The sequence below is a fragment of the Lactobacillus sp. B4015 genome (assembly GCF_026536055.1).
GTDB lineage: Bacteria > Bacillota > Bacilli > Lactobacillales > Lactobacillaceae > Lactobacillus > Lactobacillus panisapium.
In genome coordinates, this window is the sequence record NZ_JAFNOY010000005.1 from 79,600 (window position 1) to 97,277 (window position 17,678).

Here is a 17,678-nt window from a genome sequence, read left to right on the forward strand (position 1 = left end):
CCTTAATAATCGGTTTTATTCATTTCTTTCGCTTCAATATTATCAGCATTAATTCTATTGTCCATCTTCACGAACGGTATATATATTAGAGTCGTAACTATCAAGCTTATAGCTTGAACGATTACCCCCCGAATGTTCCCTGTGTAAAGTAGCCCTGAAAGCAGGGTTGGAACAGTCCATGGAACATTGTTCACAATTGGAGTAATAAATCCAATTTTGGTAAAAAAGTACCCGATGTAAAATGCTAATGGTTGAGCTATAACAAATGGAATGAAATAAATAGGATTTAAAACTATCGGTAATCCAAAAGTTATTGGTTCTGAAATATTAAAAATTGCTGGAAATAATGCAACTTTTGAAATCTTCTTGGTAGCAACACGTTTGGAAGCAATAAGAATAGCTAATACCGGTGATAGTGAGAACGTGCCAGCGGCAATTGATGTATAGTTCATAAACAAAGTTGAAAAAATGTGATGAGCTTGACCAAGCATGTTTTGCGTGTCGTTAATGGTCCAAGTCATTCCAAAAATAGCTCCCCAAATTGAAGTTGGATGAATACCAAACCACTGAAGAAGACTCCAAGTAAATTGTGAAACAAAAGCAAAAGCATTTGTTTTTGAAATTGCTAATGCTGGAGCCTGAAGAACGGCTAAGAACAAAGCAGGCATAGTTTTTCCTGTTAAGGAAGTACTGATTCCAGTTAAAACTATGAAAATGCCTAACGTAATTGAACCAGGAATCAGAGATGAAAAGCTTTGCGCCACTGCAGGCGGAACAGAATCGGGCAACTGAATTGTGAAATTTTTTTGCATTAGCTTATTATAAATCCAAACAGCACACCCGCTAATTAGGATTGCTGCAAATACGCCCTGAGTACCTAGATACTGCGTGTCAATATAGTTTAAAACATTAACTGCTTTTTTCGTATCAGGAATTGAGTATTGAAAATTCCATGGAATTGATATAAAAAATGCAGCAAGACCAAACAAAACATCAGTCATGTGCTCTACTCTGTTATTATAAAATCTTGATGAAACTTCCCAACTGAAAATCACTGATAAAAGCAAAGCGAAAATATTTAGAGTTCCATTCGAAACTAGCCCAATTAAATTTGCTATTGTTTGAAGCCCCAGTTCAAATCCATTTTTTTGCCAAGCACTCCAAGAGCCGGTTAGTATCCGTCCAAGTTGAAGACCTTGTTTGCCGAAGATCAGTCCATTCACCGGATCGATAAAAACATTTTGAATCATAATGCCGAACCCAGCAATCATTGTTGTAGTTGCTACAAGAACAAACGTATCGCGTAAGGTCAACAACAACCTATTGCCAGATATTTTTCCAGCAATTCTAATAAAATTATTTTCAAATTTTTTCAGGCCCGACGGCACAGAATTCCCAATCATAACTTTCTCCTTTTTATAATATATCTTTATTGAAAGCGCTTTATTTGACGTTACAAATATATGATATAACATATTTTGACGGAGTCAATAGTTGGTATAACAAATACTAATATTTTTAGAGGATAATTGATTCTTTTATTGGAAATCTAGTAATTCGATAGTATGTTTGATTCCATTCAAAAGGACGACCATCTTCCAAATAAGAAATCTGCAGGCATTTAAGTAGTGGCTCTTGGCTCACTATTTTTTTATTCAGTTTATACGCGTCTATAAGTTCGGAACTGGCATTGATTAAAGATATAGATCGCATTGCATTTTTAGGCTGAACACCAACCTTTTCTTTTACTAGTGGATAGATCGAGGACTCTAACATTTCCATATTTAAACCTTGAATAACTTTAGCAGGGATATATATCTTCTGAAAAGCAACCAATTGTTTATTAATAGTTACAGCCGCACGTTTAATGGTATACACAACATCATAAGAGTTGATTTTTAGAGCCTCATAGATTTTAGATGCTACTGGTCCTACTTCGAAATCAAGCAGATGCAGTTTATATTTTTTAAGATTAACCATTTCCAAAAGCTCAGTATTCGTAGATGACTTTGTAAATTGGTGTTCCTTTACGTAAGTCCCAGCTCCTTGTATTCGATAAATAAGACCATCATTTTCGAGTTCCTTTAATGCATTTCGCACAGTAATTCGACTAACGTTATATGATTTAGCCAAATCCAATTCTTTAGGAAGCTGATCATTGGCCTGATACTCATCAGTTTCTATCTCGTGTCTCAGTTTTTTTGCAATTAAAAGATATTTGGGTGTTTCTTTCATATTTTCATCTCGAAGCAATAATTTGATATATCAAATTAATTTTACCATTATTATTATTTTGTCGTATTCTCAAAATTTTATCTTAGTTTAATCACGGGAATCCAAGCCTCATCGTAACGAATCTTTGTTTTTTCATTGTCTAAAACCAGCAAAAGAGCCGTAATTATATCGCCATTTAAGAGAAATTTACGTTTTTTAAGTTCCTTTCTGACAGAATTAAACCAAATTTTTCTTTCTATGTCTTGAGCATTACCTATCAAAACAGTATGAAGACAAATTGTTGAAGGTACTTCTTCAACTCTTTCACTTACTTTCAAGCCAAATTCTTTGAAATAATTCTTCGTAATAATCATGTCCATTTCAGGCTCTATGCAGGAGTTTTTCTTTAATATATCTGCTTTTTTGTAGCGCAAAGATGCGTTTGAAATAGGTAAAAGCATATTCCATTGGCAATATTCTTCAGTTTGTTTTTCATTGCTTTGGTGTGGACCATTCATTTCACGTAGAAATAATCTTTTAAAAATTGGCGACTTAATCAATTCAAATTTTGGTTGCTTCTTTTTGGCCATTTCTAAAAGTGCCAGATTGTGATTCATGACTTCTATAACGGCTTCTAGATGCTTTCTTTTAAATTGCAAGTTTTGTAAAAGCTCCTCATATGAATTTAAGGATTTCTCTTTATTAGAAGAATTAAGAATCTCCAAAGTTTCACTGATATCAAAACCGGCCTGTCGTAAATATCTTGCCATAAATATGCGATAGGTTTCTTTCAAGTTAAAGCGACGCTGTTTGTTTTTGCCAACCCGCTCAGGCTTTACCAACTTTTTCTTTTCATAGTATTCAATTCCTTTAATCGAAATTCCAAAAAACTTTCCCAACTCTGAAGATGTATACTCATACGGATAATTTGTCTTTTTTTTCAACTTTTATTACCCCTTTGATCAAGCGATTCTCTTTATATATCAATTAAAGCAGAAAAAAAGACCGTGGGCCTAAAAATTTCACGGTCTCTATAAAACTATTTATTATTCTTACTTTTTTAACTTGGAGACTGCATCTTTTGCAGCTGACCGACCAAATACACCACAAATTAGAAGAGACATGCCATCACCATAGTAATCAATCCCCATTACTTGACCATCAGCACAAGAACCGGCTGCATATAAACCAGTAACAGGCTGGTCATCTTGATTAATTACTTGAGCATGCTCATTAATTTTTGCACCCGTATAGCCGTCAGAACAAATTTGTGGCAACCGTAACACGTAATATGGTGCAGTTATTTTAACCATATTATTAGGGTTTTTATGAAAATCTTCGTCTTCCCCCTTGTCGCATAGCATATTATACCTATCAATTGTCTTCTTAAGGTTACTTGGGTTAATTCCAACATCCTGAGCCAATTTTTCAATACTTTCTTCTTTGTAACCAAAATTTTTATTGTGAGCAGTTCTCTTGGTCAAGCCCAATTCTGTCATAATTGGATATTTTTCTGCCGTTTTTTGCCCATAAACTGCATAACCTTCATCATATCCGTTATACCAGCAGCGTTTGGTAAATTCAAAGGTAAAATCATCTTCTGATGCTAACCGGTTTCCACCACCATCAACCGAAAGAACATCATAATTAGGCAAAGTTGGTGATTCTGGTATAGCTTCTGGAAACTTATCACCAAATGACTTTCCATAAAAGTAATACATGAATTGCAGATAAGGAACCTCAATAATTTTTGCATTAACCTGATTGAAAAACTTAAATGCTGAACCATTTCCGTTTCCAACTCTTACCTCAATATTGGTCATCTTCGGGTTTAATTTTTTAATCAAGCCAAGATTTGCAGTGTAAGATCCAACACATACAATCACGGCAGATGCACGTATTGTAAGCTCATCACCATTTACAGTTGTAGCTTTAACACCTTTAACCACACCATTATCAACAATTAGCTCATCAACCTTAGTACCGAGTCGTAAGTCAACTCCTTTTTTTTGGGCAGAATTTACTAAAACTGTCATCAAAGTTGTACCCATACCCTTAATAGTATGAGCCCGCTTAGTCAATCGAGGCTTTTTTGGCGAAATGTTAACTACTTTATCCCAAGTTAATCCTTGATCTTCCAAAAACTTAATGTAACTCGCCGACTCATTTGCTAATTTACGTAAAAGTTTCGGTTCTATGTTTGGCTCATCACCATAGACTTCCATCAAATCGTCATAAAAATCGTCAGTATTATCTTTAATTCCACGACGTTTTTGTTCGTCAGTATTTGCACCCATTACGAAGCCCTGAGCACGTGAAGTTGAACTGCTATAAGTTTGTCCTGCTTCGAGCAGCATCACCTTAGCACCATCTTCAGCAGCTTCTAATGCAGCACTAAAGCCAGCTAAGCCTGCACCAATTGCGATTATATCAGTGCTCAATTCTTCGTGTTTTGGAGTTGGCTTGACAATAGGACGGTTTGCAAAAGCAGTTGGATTGCCACCAGCCTTATCTATTGCTTTTTCTACGCCCGAAAGATAAGCATTTGAAGAGATAGTAGCACTCGTGATTGCATCAACCGAAGTTGACTGGCTTTTAATAATTTCTTTTTTTAATATATCGAAAGCCATACCACCAATAACTGGTGTATCAGTGTATTTTGGTACACTTATATCTTTAATTTGATTGTCTTTAAAAGTGACTTTTATTAATGCTTTTCCAGAACCTGGAAGACCTTGATTTTCAACAAAAGAAGTTACTGTAATAGAATACGTTCCATCATTCACATTTGTCTCAGTACTCTTCTTAACTCCCTTAGACTGATTTTCGATGTCCTTTAAAGCATCGTTAAAACCCTTAGATGTCCTTGAAGCACCTGAAACTGCATCAACGTGAAATTTTTTGGTTTGATTTGCTTCTTCAACCAACTTTGGTAAAGCAGTTTCACCAATTTCCTTTGTATCATTACTTGAAACAACTTCCACATTGGTAATTTTTTTATCCTCAACCTTACCTTTTACAACAATTTCGCTTTTAAAACCCTTGCCTTTACCTGTAAAAAATTTTTTTCTCATTTTAATAATCTCCTTTTTAATAAATCGCTTACATCATTAATTTTAATTGATGAAGTTACTTCATCGTCAAGGAGAAACGTGAAAATAATCACTAATTCCCTAATCAAAAAGACTCCCATCATTATTGATAGGAGTCTTAATTAATATATAAATCAAATTTATTTCATTTGTTCTTGAACTTCAGCAGCAAAGTCTTCTTGCTTCTTTTCAATACCTTCGCCAACTTCATAACGAGTGTAGGCAACAACTTCACAGCCTTCTGACTTAGCATATTCAGCTACTGTCATGTCGCCATCTTTAACGTAAGGTTGGTCAACTAAACAAATTTCACTTAAGTACTTGTTGACACGACCTTCAACAATCTTAGGAATAATGTTGGCAGGTTTGCCTTCATTCTCAGTTTCCTTAGTGAAAACAGCCTTTTGGCGATCAAAGTCAGCCTTTGGAACAGAATCCTTATCAAGGTATTCTGGGTTAATTGCAGCAACATGCATTGCAATGTTCTTTGCTGCTTCTTCGCTATCACCCTTTAAAGTAACAACAGCAACAATTGCACCGCCGTTATGCTTGTAAGCACCAAAAACTTCATCATCGTTCTTATTAATTAATTCAAATCTTCTTAAAGTGATTTTTTCACCAATAACAGCAGTTAAGTTAGTGATTTCTTCACCAATAGTTGAATCACCCATTGGTGCCTTTAAAGCTTCTTCAACGTTAGCTGGCTTTGCAGCAAGAATAGCCTTAGTTACATCATCAACCAACTTAATGAACTTATCATTTGATGAAACGAAATCAGTTTCTGAGTTAATTTCAACAAGAGCAGCAGTGTTACCTTCAAAAGCGTATTCTGCTAAACCCTCAGCAGCAATTCTACCACTCTTCTTAGCAGCTTTAGCAACACCATTTTCTCTTAAGATATCAATTGCCTTTTCAATGTCTCCGTTAGCTTCAACCAAAGCCTTCTTGGAGTCCATCATTCCGGCACCAGTACGATCACGTAACTCTTTAACTTGTTTAGCAGTAATATTTGCCATTGATGTATCCTTCCAAATAAAAGCTAATTATTAAATTAATCTTCTTCTGAACTATCTTCAGTTTCAGCTGCTTGTTCTGCGTCATCAGCTGCAGCGTCTTTAGCCATTTCAGCTTCAACGTTTGCATCGCTGTCATCTTGGCCTTGTTTTCCTTCGATAACTGCATCAGCCATTGCACCTGAAATTAAGCGAATGGCACGGATTGCATCATCGTTTGAAGGAATAACAACATCAACTGGATCTGGATCAGTATTAGTGTCAACCATAGCAACAACAGGGATACCTAAAATGTTAGCTTCGTGAACAGCAATCTTTTCCTTCTTAGGGTCAACTACGAACATAACATCAGGAATTCTAGGCATATCTTCGATACCACCTAAGAATCTTTCAAGTTTGTCCATTTCTTTAGTCAAAAGTGAAGCTTCCTTCTTTGGTAATACATCAAAGGTACCATCTTCTGACATCTTCTTTAAATCTTTTAATCTTTGAACTCTACTCTGGATAGTCTTCCAGTTAGTCAAAGTACCACCTAACCAACGTTGGTTAACGTAGTATTGACCTGCACGAGTTGCTTCTTCAGCGATTGAATCTTGTGCTTGTTTCTTTGTACCAACAAACAAGATAACTCCACCGTCTTGAGCAACGGCTCTAACAAAAGCATAAGCGTCATCCAACATCTTGATAGTTTTTTGCAAATCAATAATGTAGATACCGTTTCTTTGAGTGAAGATATATGGAGCCATCTTAGGGTCCCATCTTCTAGTTTGGTGACCGAAGTGGACACCAGCTTCAAGTAATTGTTTCATTGAAACTACTGACATAATAAATTCCTCCTATGGTTTTAGTCCTCTCAAGCGGTCATTTCAACGCTTCACCAATGTTTGGCACCAAAACGTTGATCGCTCTTGATGTTTTCTAACTGTGTATTTACACAACACACAAATAAAATAATACTAAATTTAAGGCCAAGAATCAAGTCTAAAAATTAACAGCATGCTCATGTAAAAAATTTTCTTTCCATTGGCGTGTATGGTGTTTAAACCAATATTCTCTTTTTAAAGCTAAGCGTTTATCACTAAATTCTTCATGATAGATCATTTTGACTGGTCGCCTATTTTTAGTATATTTTGCGCCCTTCCCCGAATTATGGGCCTCAAGCCTTTTAGTTAAATTGTTAGTAAAGCCACCATAAAAACTTCCATCGCTGCACAATAAAACATAAAAGTAATATTTTGCTTGTTGATCGTGCTTGGCTTTTTCTTCTGGTGTTTCGCGAATGATTTTTTGAATCGCTGGTAAAAATGAGCCGTCGTGATCGTGGACTTCAATAGCATCTTTTAAAACTAAGCCATCACTAGCAGTGTGCCTGACAGCTTCAATTATAATCAAGTTTGTATCTTCGCCGCGATGAGAAACATAAGGCTGAATGAATTTAATACTTAGGTCATGTTTTAAACAAAAATAGGCAATTTCATTTAACCGTTCAGGTCGATGAACCATGTACATTTTCCCCTTCATTTTTAATAAGCCACTAGCAACTGCAATAATTTCTTCCAAAGTAATCATTATTTCATGGCGGGCAATTGCCTTTTTAGGATCAGGATTAACCTTGTGATCTTTGGCAACCTTAAAATAAGGCGGATTGATAACAACCACATCATAAGAATCTTTTCGCAAAAATTGAGCGGCATCCTTAACATTTTTTTGAAAAACATGGATCCGATTTTCCATTTGATTTAATTCGACAGAACGCATAGCCTGTGAAGCAGCTTCTGGTTGAATTTCAACTGCATCATACTTTGCTCGGTTAAAATAAGCCATATAAATGCTAGCAGCACAATTGCCAGAACATAAGTCTGCAACTTTAGAGCTATCTTTAATCGCGTCTTTGGCCATAGCCGCCAATAATAAGGTATCAAGTGAAAAACTAAAGGCATCTTTATCTTGAATAATTTTTAAATCATCGCTATACATATAGTCGATTCGTTCATTTTTGCTCAAATTTACCATAAATATTTTATCCCTTCGCAAAGCTTTGCTATAATATTTTACATCATTGGAGGAAAATATGTTTTATCACATTATACGGCCCATCGCCCGCTTCATTGTGTGGGTGTTAAACGGGCATTTACATGTTAATCATCAAGATCGTATTCCCGAGGGAAATTATATCTTGGCTGCACCTCACCGTACTTGGTGGGAACCGATTTTATTTGCATTAGCTGCTAGCCCTAAGGAATTTATGTTTATGACTAAAATTGAATTATTCAAAAATCCAATTTTGCGGTTTATTTTAAAGCACGCACATGCATTTCCAGTTGATCGTAAAAATCCAGGCCCTTCCGCTCTAAAAACCCCAATAAAGGGATTAAGAAAAGGCAATTACTCACTGATTATTTTCCCATCCGGCACTCGTCATTCCGCTGAACTTAAAAGTGGGACAATTGCCATTGCTAAATTATCTGGTAAACCAATCGTTCCAGTTGTTTATCAGGGACCATTAACTTTTACTGGATTATTAAAGAGAAAGCCATTAGAAGTTTGTTTTGGGCAACCCTTTCGGGTAGATCCAAAAATAAGGTTAACTCACGAAAATGAACAACTTCTAGATAATCAGTTAAAAGATGCTTGGAAAAAAATTGATCAGGAACAAAATCCAGCTTTTCATTATCATGCAGAATAAAAGATCGAATCCGAAAGGTTTCTGTCTTTTTTTGTAGTGTTAAAATAAATTACAACAGTAATTGAATGGAGGAATTCTGAAATTGTTAGAAAAGTCGTTTTATAAGAAGATGCTAAGCAAATCATTTCCCTTTCCAATTAAGGTAACTTATTGGGATGGCAAAAGTGAAATATACGGCAATGGCACTCCCAATATTGAAATTATTTTTAATGAAAAAATTCCAATTAGTGATATAACGCGCAATGCTTCCCTAGCTTTAGGAGAGGCATATATGGACAAAAAAATCGAAATAAATGGTAGTTTGCAGAAGCTGATTTTTGGTGCTTATGAAAGTGCTGATAGTTTTATGCGTTCCAGCAAGTTTCGTAAATTTATGCCTCACCAAAAACACACTGAAGAACAAAGTGAAAAAGACGTTCAAAGTCATTACGATATCGGAAACGATTTTTACCGTCTTTGGTTAGATCCAACCATGACATACTCATGTGCCTATTTTAAAAAGGGCAATGAGGATGACTTAGAAAAAGCACAAATTGACAAAATTAAACATATTCTTGACAAACTGAATCCTGAAAAAGGTAAAACTTTACTAGATATCGGTTGCGGTTGGGGAACTTTAATGCTCACCGCAGCTAAAGAATATGGCTTAAAAGTTACCGGTGTCACTCTAAGTGAAGAACAGTACAAGCTCGTCCAAAAGAAGATTTATGACGAAAACCTGCAAGATGTGGCTGAAGTTAAGCTTGAAGATTACCGGGAACTTGGTAATGAGCAGTGGGATTATATTACATCTGTGGGGATGTTTGAGCATGTTGGCAAAGAAAACTTGGGTCAATATTTCGCCGATATTGCCAAATACCTTAAAAAGGATGGCGTTGCGTTAATTCACGGCATAACTCGTCAGCAAGGTGGAGCAAGTAACGCATGGATTGACCGTTACATTTTCCCAGGTGGTTATATCCCTGGTTTAGAAGAAAACGTTCATCACATCGTTGCAAGTGGCTTGCAAATTGATGATATGGAAATGCTAAGACGCCATTATCAAAGAACTTTGGAAATTTGGGACAATAATTTTAATAAGCAACGAGATGTTATTGAAAAGAAAATGGGTGAACGCTTCACTCGAATGTGGGACTTGTACTTACAGGCCTGTGCTGCCTCCTTTGAATCAGGCAACATTGACGTTGTCCAGTATTTGTTAACAAAAGGTGCTTCTGGTAAAAATTTGCCAGTGACACGCGACTATATGTTAGGTCAATAAGTTATACTGCAATAAAAAAGAGGTTGGAAAATCTATTTTTTTAGATCATTAAAAAAACGTTGAACTCACTGGTTCAACGTTTTTTCTGTATACATTTTCTCTTGGTCTTACTATTCTTTGATTACCAATCTTCAAACAGAACGGAGATCAAAAATAATGTACCTAGATTATATTACAGGTTAACCCGTTTTAGTACTTAATCTAGACTTTATTATCTCGAAAAATCAATCAGTTTATGCAATTAGTTAGTTTGTCAATTCCACTCCCCTAGCCGGTCTTGAAGGTGATCCTTCGGCTACTGGTTATCTGGCTCATATGCTTAAAATCTTGCTTTTTATCTATAGCTGTAATGCTTTTTCCGGTCGCAAGATGACTGTCCAGTGCTAACTGAAAATCTACCCATGATATATTTGGTTGACCAGCAGACCATGTCCTATAACACGATTAATAACTTTAGCGACAGCAAGCAGGCAAAAGTTGAAAATGATCTAGGATTAATGCTAATGACCATGAATTAGAAAAAATATTGGCAAAGGAGCAGTCTTAATAGTCAACTTTGGTGGGCAGAAAGGAGTAAAAAGCAGACAAAATACTTTTTGCTGTGAACCATAAAATTAAAACACATTATTAGCTGCTAACTAAGGACTAAGTTTCGATATTCAATCGGAGTTAGTCCTTTTAGTTTGATTTTGCTTCTTTTTTGAATGTAATATTCTACGTAGACTCTGAATGCGTCTTCTAGTTCATTGAGATTTTTAAATTACTTTTAAAAACCATAAAACATTTCTCATTTAAGTATTTCAAAGAAGCTTTCCATTAATCCATTATTTTAGCAAGGAAATTACCCTTGTGTGAAATTGATTGGCTAATGCCATGGTTTTTGAGCTACGCTTGAGAGCTGCTTCTTAAAACTATTTGTATAAGTAGTGAAAGGTTGGTCTAAAACAGATAGACCGTGACCGTTAATCAAAGCCAACAAGTAATCAATATTAGACCTGCCAACCCGATAACGCTGACTTAATTCAGTAGTACTAATTTGGTAGTCATGCCAAAGATGATAGACTCAAATTTTATCTTGTTTAGATAATTTAGACATAAAAATAGCCCCTCATTTTGGGGGCACTTCACAAAAGTGTTTTGTCTGCTTCTTTTTTAAAAGAGTCGGTTTTTCCAGACTTCATATTTTTTACATTTATTAGGTTTTAGCCTAAATTAAACATAAGGGGTTATTTGCTGAATTTATAATAGAAATACTTAGTTAACTTTAATAAGGTAGGAGAGATGACAATAAAACCGACTAGAAAAATAATAAACACGAGGAATTTGTTAATATTAGTCCAGAAAGGCCAATACAATTTAGCAATAGCCCCAATTATTATTACTTCAAAACAACCAATCAAAAAATTTAAAAACTTTAATCCTTTCGGTTTGTTTTGCGTTTTAAAATCTGTTCTTGATATTTTTTCATTTTATTCATCTTCCTACCTACTATAATTAAACAAATTTTTATTGGTATCCCTAGCTAACTAAATTACCCTTATTACTACATCTTACCCAAATTCCTCTTTCCATAGCTTTACTACCTGCACTACTAGTTACAAATGGTATGACATTTTTAGCATTCTCAACAACTGCTGCTCCAAGACATGCTTCTGTTAAGAGCCATCATACTCCATCAGCAACAATCACCTTAGTAAGAGCACTGTTTATATAGGTGCCACCAGCACGCATCATATTCTGCACTAAGGCATCTTTATATGCTTTTTTCACAACACCATAACCATATTTTCCCATGGTAGAAAAAACTCTTTATTGGTAAAGTATGTTGTTTTCTCTGCATCACTTGTTGAATTAGTTTCCATAGTATTTACATGCACTATTTGTGTAATAACAATTCCATTCCTAAAGTTGCTGCCAATGGACCTAGTGCTAGTGCAGTTAGGCTGGTAACTAAAGCTTTATTTAATTTCATAATTGTTCTCCTTTAAAATTAAAAAATAAATAATATTAAAATCAACAATTTTAAAAGAAATCTCTATGGCAATTAGATTTAATAATTGTATTATACATCTTTTTTATTAAATTTAAATTATAATGTTTTTAATAATGGAAATAAAAGGATAATCAAACTAAAAGGACTAACTCCGATTGAATATCGAAAGTTAGTCCTCAGTTTGCAGCTAATAAAGTGTCCTAATTTTAGGTTTAACATAAAAAAGGTCTTTTGTCTGCTTCTTTATTGCTTGAAAAGCTAGTTTCTTCCCAGACTTTTTTTGCCAAAATTTACATTTTGAAGATTTTTTCTGGATTAACAATGTCATTTGGATCAAATAATTTTTTGACCTGGCGCAATAGCTCTGTGTAGTCATGGCCATAAAATTTCTCGTAATAATTTGCTCGTGCATAGCCAATTCCGTGTTCACCAGACATATTACCATCTAATGACTTTGCAGTTTTATAAAGTTCAGAAATGACTCTATCACTTGTTTTAGCATATTCTTCTGGTGTCATTTCATCGGAGCAGAGATAGATATGCAAATTGCCGTCGCCAGCATGACCGAAACTAGGAATTCTGATCTTTAGCTCTTTTTCTAACTCTTCAATTCGGTCCAGCACATCAGGAATATGATTAATTGGTACGCAAACATCAATTTCATCCATTTTTGGCGTTGATTTCTGAATTGCCAACAATAGCTCTTCCCGACACTTCCAAATCTTTTTAGCTTCTTCAGAGTCTGCACTTAAAACAATTGCTTCTTCAGCTTTAAACTTTTTAACAGTTTCTAGTGCTTGATCCAATTCTGCACGCCATTCTCCTTCAGTGAATGAGTCTAGGCCCATAATGATAAAACCATCACCATTCTTGATTGGAAATTCATCATTAGCATATTTTTCCCATAACTTAATTACTTTTCTGCCCATAAATTCAACAGTTGTTGGTACAACTCCTGAAGCTAAGATTGCTGGTACTGATTTTATAGCATCATTTAAAGTTGGGAAAGGAATGATGGCATTGATTGTCTTATGTGGTTTAGGATATAGTCTCAATGTTACTTCCGTTACCACACCAAGCGTTCCTTCTGCTCCAATAATTAAATCTTTTAAAGAGTAGCCGGAAGATGATTTTACCGCTTTAGAACCAAACTTATATAATTTGCCATTCGTTAAAACCACTTTTAACTCACGAATATGCTCTCTGGTTACGCCGTATTTAATTGCCTTTAACCCACCAGCATTAGTTGAAACATTACCACCAATTGTTGCCCAATGCATTGCAGGTGCTGGCATATAAGTAAATGGCTTATCAGCCAAATATTCTTCGATATCCTTTAATCTTATTCCTGCTTGTACAGTCATTGTTAAGCCATCTGGATCATATTCCAAGATTTTATTCATTTTAACCATATCAAGAGATATACCGCCGTCAACAGATAAATTGGCTCCCATCAAGCCAGTTGAATTACCCCGTGGTACCAAAGGAATATGCTTTTCATTCGCATACTTAACTACTTGGATAACTTCTTCATTATTAACCGGTTGAATAACCAGGTCCGGCAGAGCGGTTACTGTTCGAAATTGATCGTGATCCCAGTGCTTTGTAGGTTGATTAATAAAACGTTCTGGATCGGAAATAAATTTACTTAAGTTTGTCCGATCAGTTTGGTCTATTTTATGATACTCCATGATATTTTTCTTCCCATTCCTAAATCATAAACTTAATTAATATCTGACATAAATAATCTACTCTTTTATGTAAACGCTGTCAATACTATATTGAAAACAAAAACACGAGCTCTTTGTGAACTCGTGCATAAAGTTAATTTTGGTTATTTTGAAGAGTATATAAGTTATAATAATAACCCTTTTGGGAAAGCAGTTCCTCGTGGTTACCACGTTCAATAATCTTACCATCATTTAGAACAATAATCTGGTCAGCATCGACGATAGTTGATAAACGGTGAGCAATCGCTAAAGTCGTTCTTCCTTTTCGTAAGCTCTTCAATCCCTGTTGAATCAAGGTTTCTGTCTCGGTATCAACATTTGCAGTAGCTTCATCTAAAACCAAGATTTTAGGATCAGTTACTAAAGTTCGTGCAAAAGAAATCAATTGGCGTTGTCCTTGACTAAATTCGCTGCCATTCTCGCCAACTTTAGCGTGATATTTGCCAGGCAATTTTTCAATAAAACTGTCAGCCTGGACAGTTTTTGCGGCAGCCTTAATTTCGTCATCAGTAATGTTTTGGTTATACAGCCTAACATTAGAATTAATATCACCATAAAACATAAACGGTTCTTGTAAAACTAGACCTAATTTTTGCCGTAATTCTTTTTTCGGATACTTCTTGATATCTACGCCGTCAATTAAAACTTCACCCCGGTAGAATTCATAAAAGCGCATCATAACATTAATGATTGAACTTTTACCGGAACCTGTATGACCTACGATTCCAAGAGTTTCTCCTGGATTAACGGTAAAGGAAATATCGTGTAAAATTTCGTTTTTTCCATCGTAGGAAAAGCTTACGTGCTTAAATTCAATTTTCCCTTGTGTGATTGTTAATCCCGGTTGTTCTTGCTGCTTAGGTTCATAATCAGTATTATCTAAAATTCGAAAAATTCTCTTACCAGCAACTATTCCGTCTTGGAAAAAGGTCATCTGGTCCATCATGTTTGCAATCGGATTAAAAAACTGTGAGATATATTGTGAAAAAGCGTACACAACACCTGCAGGCACAAAAGTCTGGCGTAGTGGAAAGCCAAAGTACATTAAAGTTAAAGCAAGTGCCAGAGAATAAAGCAAACTAATTAACGGCGAAAGTAAAAGCGAATTAAGATTGATCATGTTAAAACGGGTTTTCATTAGTGCCGTGTTTTCACTTTCAAAATGGCCAGTCATTCGTTTTTCTTGCTTGAATTGCTGAATCAGAGAAACACCTTCAATTGATTCATTTAAATTAGTGTTTATCCGGCTTAACCGCTCACGGTAACTACGATAGAGTTTGGAACTTCTTTTAGAATATTGCCAAATAATAAGTAATAAAAATGGCAAGAAAGCCAATACGATTAGTCCAGCTAAAAAATTAGTTGTAAACATTGCTACTAGCGCTGAAATAATCGAAAAGAAAGAGATAACGACACTAGATAGGACCGTTAAAAAATTGCTCAAAGTCATCGTATCGTTTGTTACTCTTGACACAATTGAGCCTGCTGGCGTTTGGTCAAAATAACGCATTCCCAACTGATGGAGTTTTTGGTACAAAGCCGACCGTAGGTCTTCCAACGACTTTTCGGATCCAAGAGCAAAAAAGTACTCGTAGGTAAATTGTAGAATACCCTTAATCACTGAGCCAAAAGCATATAAAAAACCGGCAAACAAAATCACTTGCATCGTAACGTTGGCTTTGACTAAATAATTATCCAAGAAATACTGCAAACCGTAAGGTAACAGCATATTGATGACGCTGACAAGAAATGCACCCACACCAGCAATAATCATTTCATTTTTAAAGTGCATCACAAAACGAAGTAGTCGCTTGAAGATGCCAATTTGTTCCTTGACAGGTATTTCTTTTGACCAAACTGATTCATAATTATTCTGTTCTTCCAAGCTATTCACCTACCTTTTCTTCTAATTCTTGCCGTTGCCACATATCAGCATACCAGCCATTTTCTGCTAATAATTGATCATGTGTGCCTCGTTCAACAATTCGTCCGTCTTTTAATACCAAAATCAAATCTGCTCCCATTACGGAAGTTAATCGGTGAGTGGCAATTAAAGTTGTTTTCCCTTTTCTCTCCTGCCGAAGTGATTTCAAAATAGCCATTTCTGTTCTGGCATCGACCGCTGATAGCGCATCGTCCAAAACCAAAATTTTACTTTGCTTTAAAAGCGCCCTAGCAATAGACATTCTTTGTTTTTGACCACCAGATAAGGAAACGCCATTTTCGCCAATTAGCGTATTATATCCGCCAGGCATTTGTAGAATATCATTGTGCAAATCACTCTTTTTCGCAGCAGAAATGACCGCACTTTCATCGGAATTTGCATCAGAAAAAGCAATATTTTTTTGAATACTAGTAGAAAAGAGGTAATTGTTTTGCGGCACGTATGAAATTTGTCTTAATAGAACATTCAGAGGAATTTCCCGAATATCATGACCGTTTAAAGTGATTTTGCCATCATATTGATCAAATTCGCGTAGCAAAAGTTGAATGATGGTCGTTTTACCAGCACCAACTTTACCGACCAAGCCAAGAGTCTGACCTGTTTTCAAAGTAAAATCAATATTGTGCAAAACCGGAATTTGTGGTTCATCTGGATAAGCAAAGGATTTTACTTCATATTTTAAGTCGCCATCAATATCTTGGGCATGAATGCTTTGATCAGCATTTTGATCAGTAATTGCAGGCTTTTCATCCAGTAACTTTTCAACACGGTCGTAACTGGCACTACCACGTTCTAGAATATTAAATAAATAGCCAATTGCAAACATTGGCCAAACCATGTTCCCAATATAGGCAATGAAAGAAACTAATTGGCCAATTGTAAGAGCCCGGTTACTAACCAATAACCCACCATAGATAATTGTAATTGTGTAAGTTAAACCGATTAGTAAAGTACCTAGTGGATCAAACAACGAATCCCACTTAAAAACACGTTTATTGATTTTGATCGTATTATCAATCATATCATTGAATGCTTGCGTATCTTCTTTACCCTGACCAAAAGTTTTTAGGACCTTAATTCCTGAAACAGATTCTTGTGTTTTATTATTGAGGCGAGAAAAAGCAGCCTGTGATTCGTCAAAGGCATTATATAACTGATCCCCCAATTTCCAGGCTCCCCAAGCTAAAAATGGTAAGGGAATTAAAGCAACTATTGTCAACCGCCAGTCAACAAAGATAATCATTGCGATCATAGTTGAAACACTCATTAATAAAGAATCGACCAAAGTCAAAATACCTTCACCAGCAACTTCTTGAATAGCTGAAACATCATTGGTAGCGTGCGCCATTAAATCACCTGTTCGGTGGCGTTGATAAAAAGTGCGATCCATTTCCATAAAATGCCAAAATAATTTCGAGTGCAACTGCAGTTCTAGTTCTGCCGCTCCACCCAATATTTGCCTGCGCCACAAGTAGCGAAAGCCATATAATAGTAGTGCCGCGAAAATGATTGTCAAAATTAATAAACCATATTCTTGCCAAGAAATATGTCCTTTATCGAGCTGATCAGCCATTAGTCCTAATATTCGCGGTGGAACCAAATTAATTACAGACGTTAAAGCCAAGAAGGTCACACCAATTAGGTACCGTTTTTTCTCCTTTTTAAAAAACCATCCAAGCTTAAAAAATATACCCATTTTTCACCTTTCTTTCCAAATAAAAAGGCGGAGAAATAATCCTCCGTC

14 protein-coding genes are annotated in these 17,678 nt (G+C 35.6%); 2 read left to right on the top strand and 12 right to left on the bottom strand.

Going from position 1 to position 17,678, the window contains the following annotated elements; genetic code table 11:
* Positions 1–2: 2 nt before the first annotated feature.
* The 7 genes from J3U71_RS06200 to J3U71_RS06230 form a co-directional block, all read right to left on the bottom strand.
* Positions 3–1,403 carry a PTS sugar transporter subunit IIC gene (locus tag J3U71_RS06200; RefSeq protein WP_267393148.1) on the bottom strand — a complete coding sequence of 467 codons (1,401 nt, stop codon included), beginning with the start codon at positions 1,401–1,403 and terminating at the stop codon, positions 3–5.
* Positions 1,404–1,518: 115 nt separating this feature from the next.
* Positions 1,519–2,235, bottom strand: coding sequence for a GntR family transcriptional regulator (locus J3U71_RS06205; protein ID WP_267393150.1), 717 nt, complete (start codon positions 2,233–2,235; stop codon positions 1,519–1,521).
* Between the two features lie 77 nt (positions 2,236–2,312).
* Positions 2,313–3,158 (bottom strand): MerR family transcriptional regulator, encoded by an 846-nt coding sequence (locus tag J3U71_RS06210; protein WP_267393152.1) that lies wholly within the window; start codon positions 3,156–3,158, stop codon positions 2,313–2,315.
* 108 nt (positions 3,159–3,266) lie between these two features.
* On the bottom strand, positions 3,267–5,288 hold the full coding sequence (locus J3U71_RS06215) for an FAD-dependent oxidoreductase (RefSeq protein WP_267393154.1): 2,022 nt from the start codon (positions 5,286–5,288) through the stop codon (positions 3,267–3,269).
* Between the two features lie 158 nt (positions 5,289–5,446).
* Positions 5,447–6,322, bottom strand: a complete 876-nt coding sequence (gene tsf, locus J3U71_RS06220; RefSeq protein WP_267393156.1) for a translation elongation factor Ts — start codon at positions 6,320–6,322, stop codon at positions 5,447–5,449.
* 35 nt (positions 6,323–6,357) lie between these two features.
* Positions 6,358–7,143 (bottom strand): 30S ribosomal protein S2, encoded by a 786-nt coding sequence (gene rpsB, locus J3U71_RS06225; RefSeq protein WP_220268097.1) that lies wholly within the window; start codon positions 7,141–7,143, stop codon positions 6,358–6,360.
* 157 nt (positions 7,144–7,300) lie between these two features.
* The gene (locus J3U71_RS06230) at positions 7,301–8,332 is read right to left on the bottom strand and encodes a GIY-YIG nuclease family protein (RefSeq protein ID WP_267393159.1); all 1,032 of its coding nucleotides are present in this window, start codon (positions 8,330–8,332) and stop codon (positions 7,301–7,303) included.
* A gap of 58 nt (positions 8,333–8,390) precedes the next feature.
* Between J3U71_RS06230 and J3U71_RS06235 the strand changes: the two genes are divergently transcribed.
* Both J3U71_RS06235 and J3U71_RS06240 read left to right on the top strand, forming a co-directional pair.
* Positions 8,391–9,005 (top strand): lysophospholipid acyltransferase family protein, encoded by a 615-nt coding sequence (locus J3U71_RS06235; protein WP_220268099.1) that lies wholly within the window; start codon positions 8,391–8,393, stop codon positions 9,003–9,005.
* Between the two features lie 82 nt (positions 9,006–9,087).
* Complete coding sequence (locus tag J3U71_RS06240) at positions 9,088–10,266, top strand: SAM-dependent methyltransferase (RefSeq protein ID WP_267393163.1); 1,179 nt, start codon at positions 9,088–9,090, stop codon at positions 10,264–10,266.
* Between the two features lie 634 nt (positions 10,267–10,900).
* Here the strand turns inward: J3U71_RS06240 and J3U71_RS11645 are convergent.
* The 5 genes from J3U71_RS11645 to J3U71_RS06265 form a co-directional block, all read right to left on the bottom strand.
* The gene (locus J3U71_RS11645; protein WP_374106794.1) at positions 10,901–10,972 is read right to left on the bottom strand and encodes an IS3 family transposase; all 72 of its coding nucleotides are present in this window, start codon (positions 10,970–10,972) and stop codon (positions 10,901–10,903) included.
* A 959-nt stretch (positions 10,973–11,931) separates the two neighbouring features.
* On the bottom strand, positions 11,932–12,060 hold the full coding sequence (locus tag J3U71_RS06250) for a hypothetical protein (RefSeq protein ID WP_267393179.1): 129 nt from the start codon (positions 12,058–12,060) through the stop codon (positions 11,932–11,934).
* A 489-nt stretch (positions 12,061–12,549) separates the two neighbouring features.
* Positions 12,550–13,950, bottom strand: coding sequence for an FAD-binding oxidoreductase (locus J3U71_RS06255; RefSeq protein ID WP_267393181.1), 1,401 nt, complete (start codon positions 13,948–13,950; stop codon positions 12,550–12,552).
* 133 nt (positions 13,951–14,083) lie between these two features.
* On the bottom strand, positions 14,084–15,883 hold the full coding sequence (locus J3U71_RS06260) for an ABC transporter ATP-binding protein (protein WP_267393183.1): 1,800 nt from the start codon (positions 15,881–15,883) through the stop codon (positions 14,084–14,086).
* Positions 15,876–17,630, bottom strand: a complete 1,755-nt coding sequence (locus J3U71_RS06265; protein ID WP_267393185.1) for an ABC transporter ATP-binding protein — start codon at positions 17,628–17,630, stop codon at positions 15,876–15,878. Before J3U71_RS06265 ends, J3U71_RS06260 begins: the two co-directional genes overlap by 8 nt.
* Between the last annotated feature and the right edge of the window lie 48 nt (positions 17,631–17,678).

Coding starts and splice junctions, on each gene's coding strand:
- J3U71_RS06200 (WP_267393148.1), bottom strand. CDS start 1,403: ATGATTGGGAATTCTGTGCCGTCGGGCCTGAAAAAATTTGAAAATAAT.
- J3U71_RS06205 (WP_267393150.1), bottom strand. CDS start 2,235: ATGAAAGAAACACCCAAATATCTTTTAATTGCAAAAAAACTGAGACAC.
- J3U71_RS06215 (WP_267393154.1), bottom strand. CDS start 5,288: ATGAGAAAAAAATTTTTTACAGGTAAAGGCAAGGGTTTTAAAAGCGAA.
- tsf (WP_267393156.1), bottom strand. CDS start 6,322: ATGGCAAATATTACTGCTAAACAAGTTAAAGAGTTACGTGATCGTACT.
- rpsB (WP_220268097.1), bottom strand. CDS start 7,143: ATGTCAGTAGTTTCAATGAAACAATTACTTGAAGCTGGTGTCCACTTC.
- J3U71_RS06230 (WP_267393159.1), bottom strand. CDS start 8,332: ATGGTAAATTTGAGCAAAAATGAACGAATCGACTATATGTATAGCGAT.
- J3U71_RS06235 (WP_220268099.1), top strand. CDS start 8,391: ATGTTTTATCACATTATACGGCCCATCGCCCGCTTCATTGTGTGGGTG.
- J3U71_RS06250 (WP_267393179.1), bottom strand. CDS start 12,060: ATGGGAAAATATGGTTATGGTGTTGTGAAAAAAGCATATAAAGATGCC.
- J3U71_RS06255 (WP_267393181.1), bottom strand. CDS start 13,950: ATGGAGTATCATAAAATAGACCAAACTGATCGGACAAACTTAAGTAAA.
- J3U71_RS06265 (WP_267393185.1), bottom strand. CDS start 17,630: ATGGGTATATTTTTTAAGCTTGGATGGTTTTTTAAAAAGGAGAAAAAA.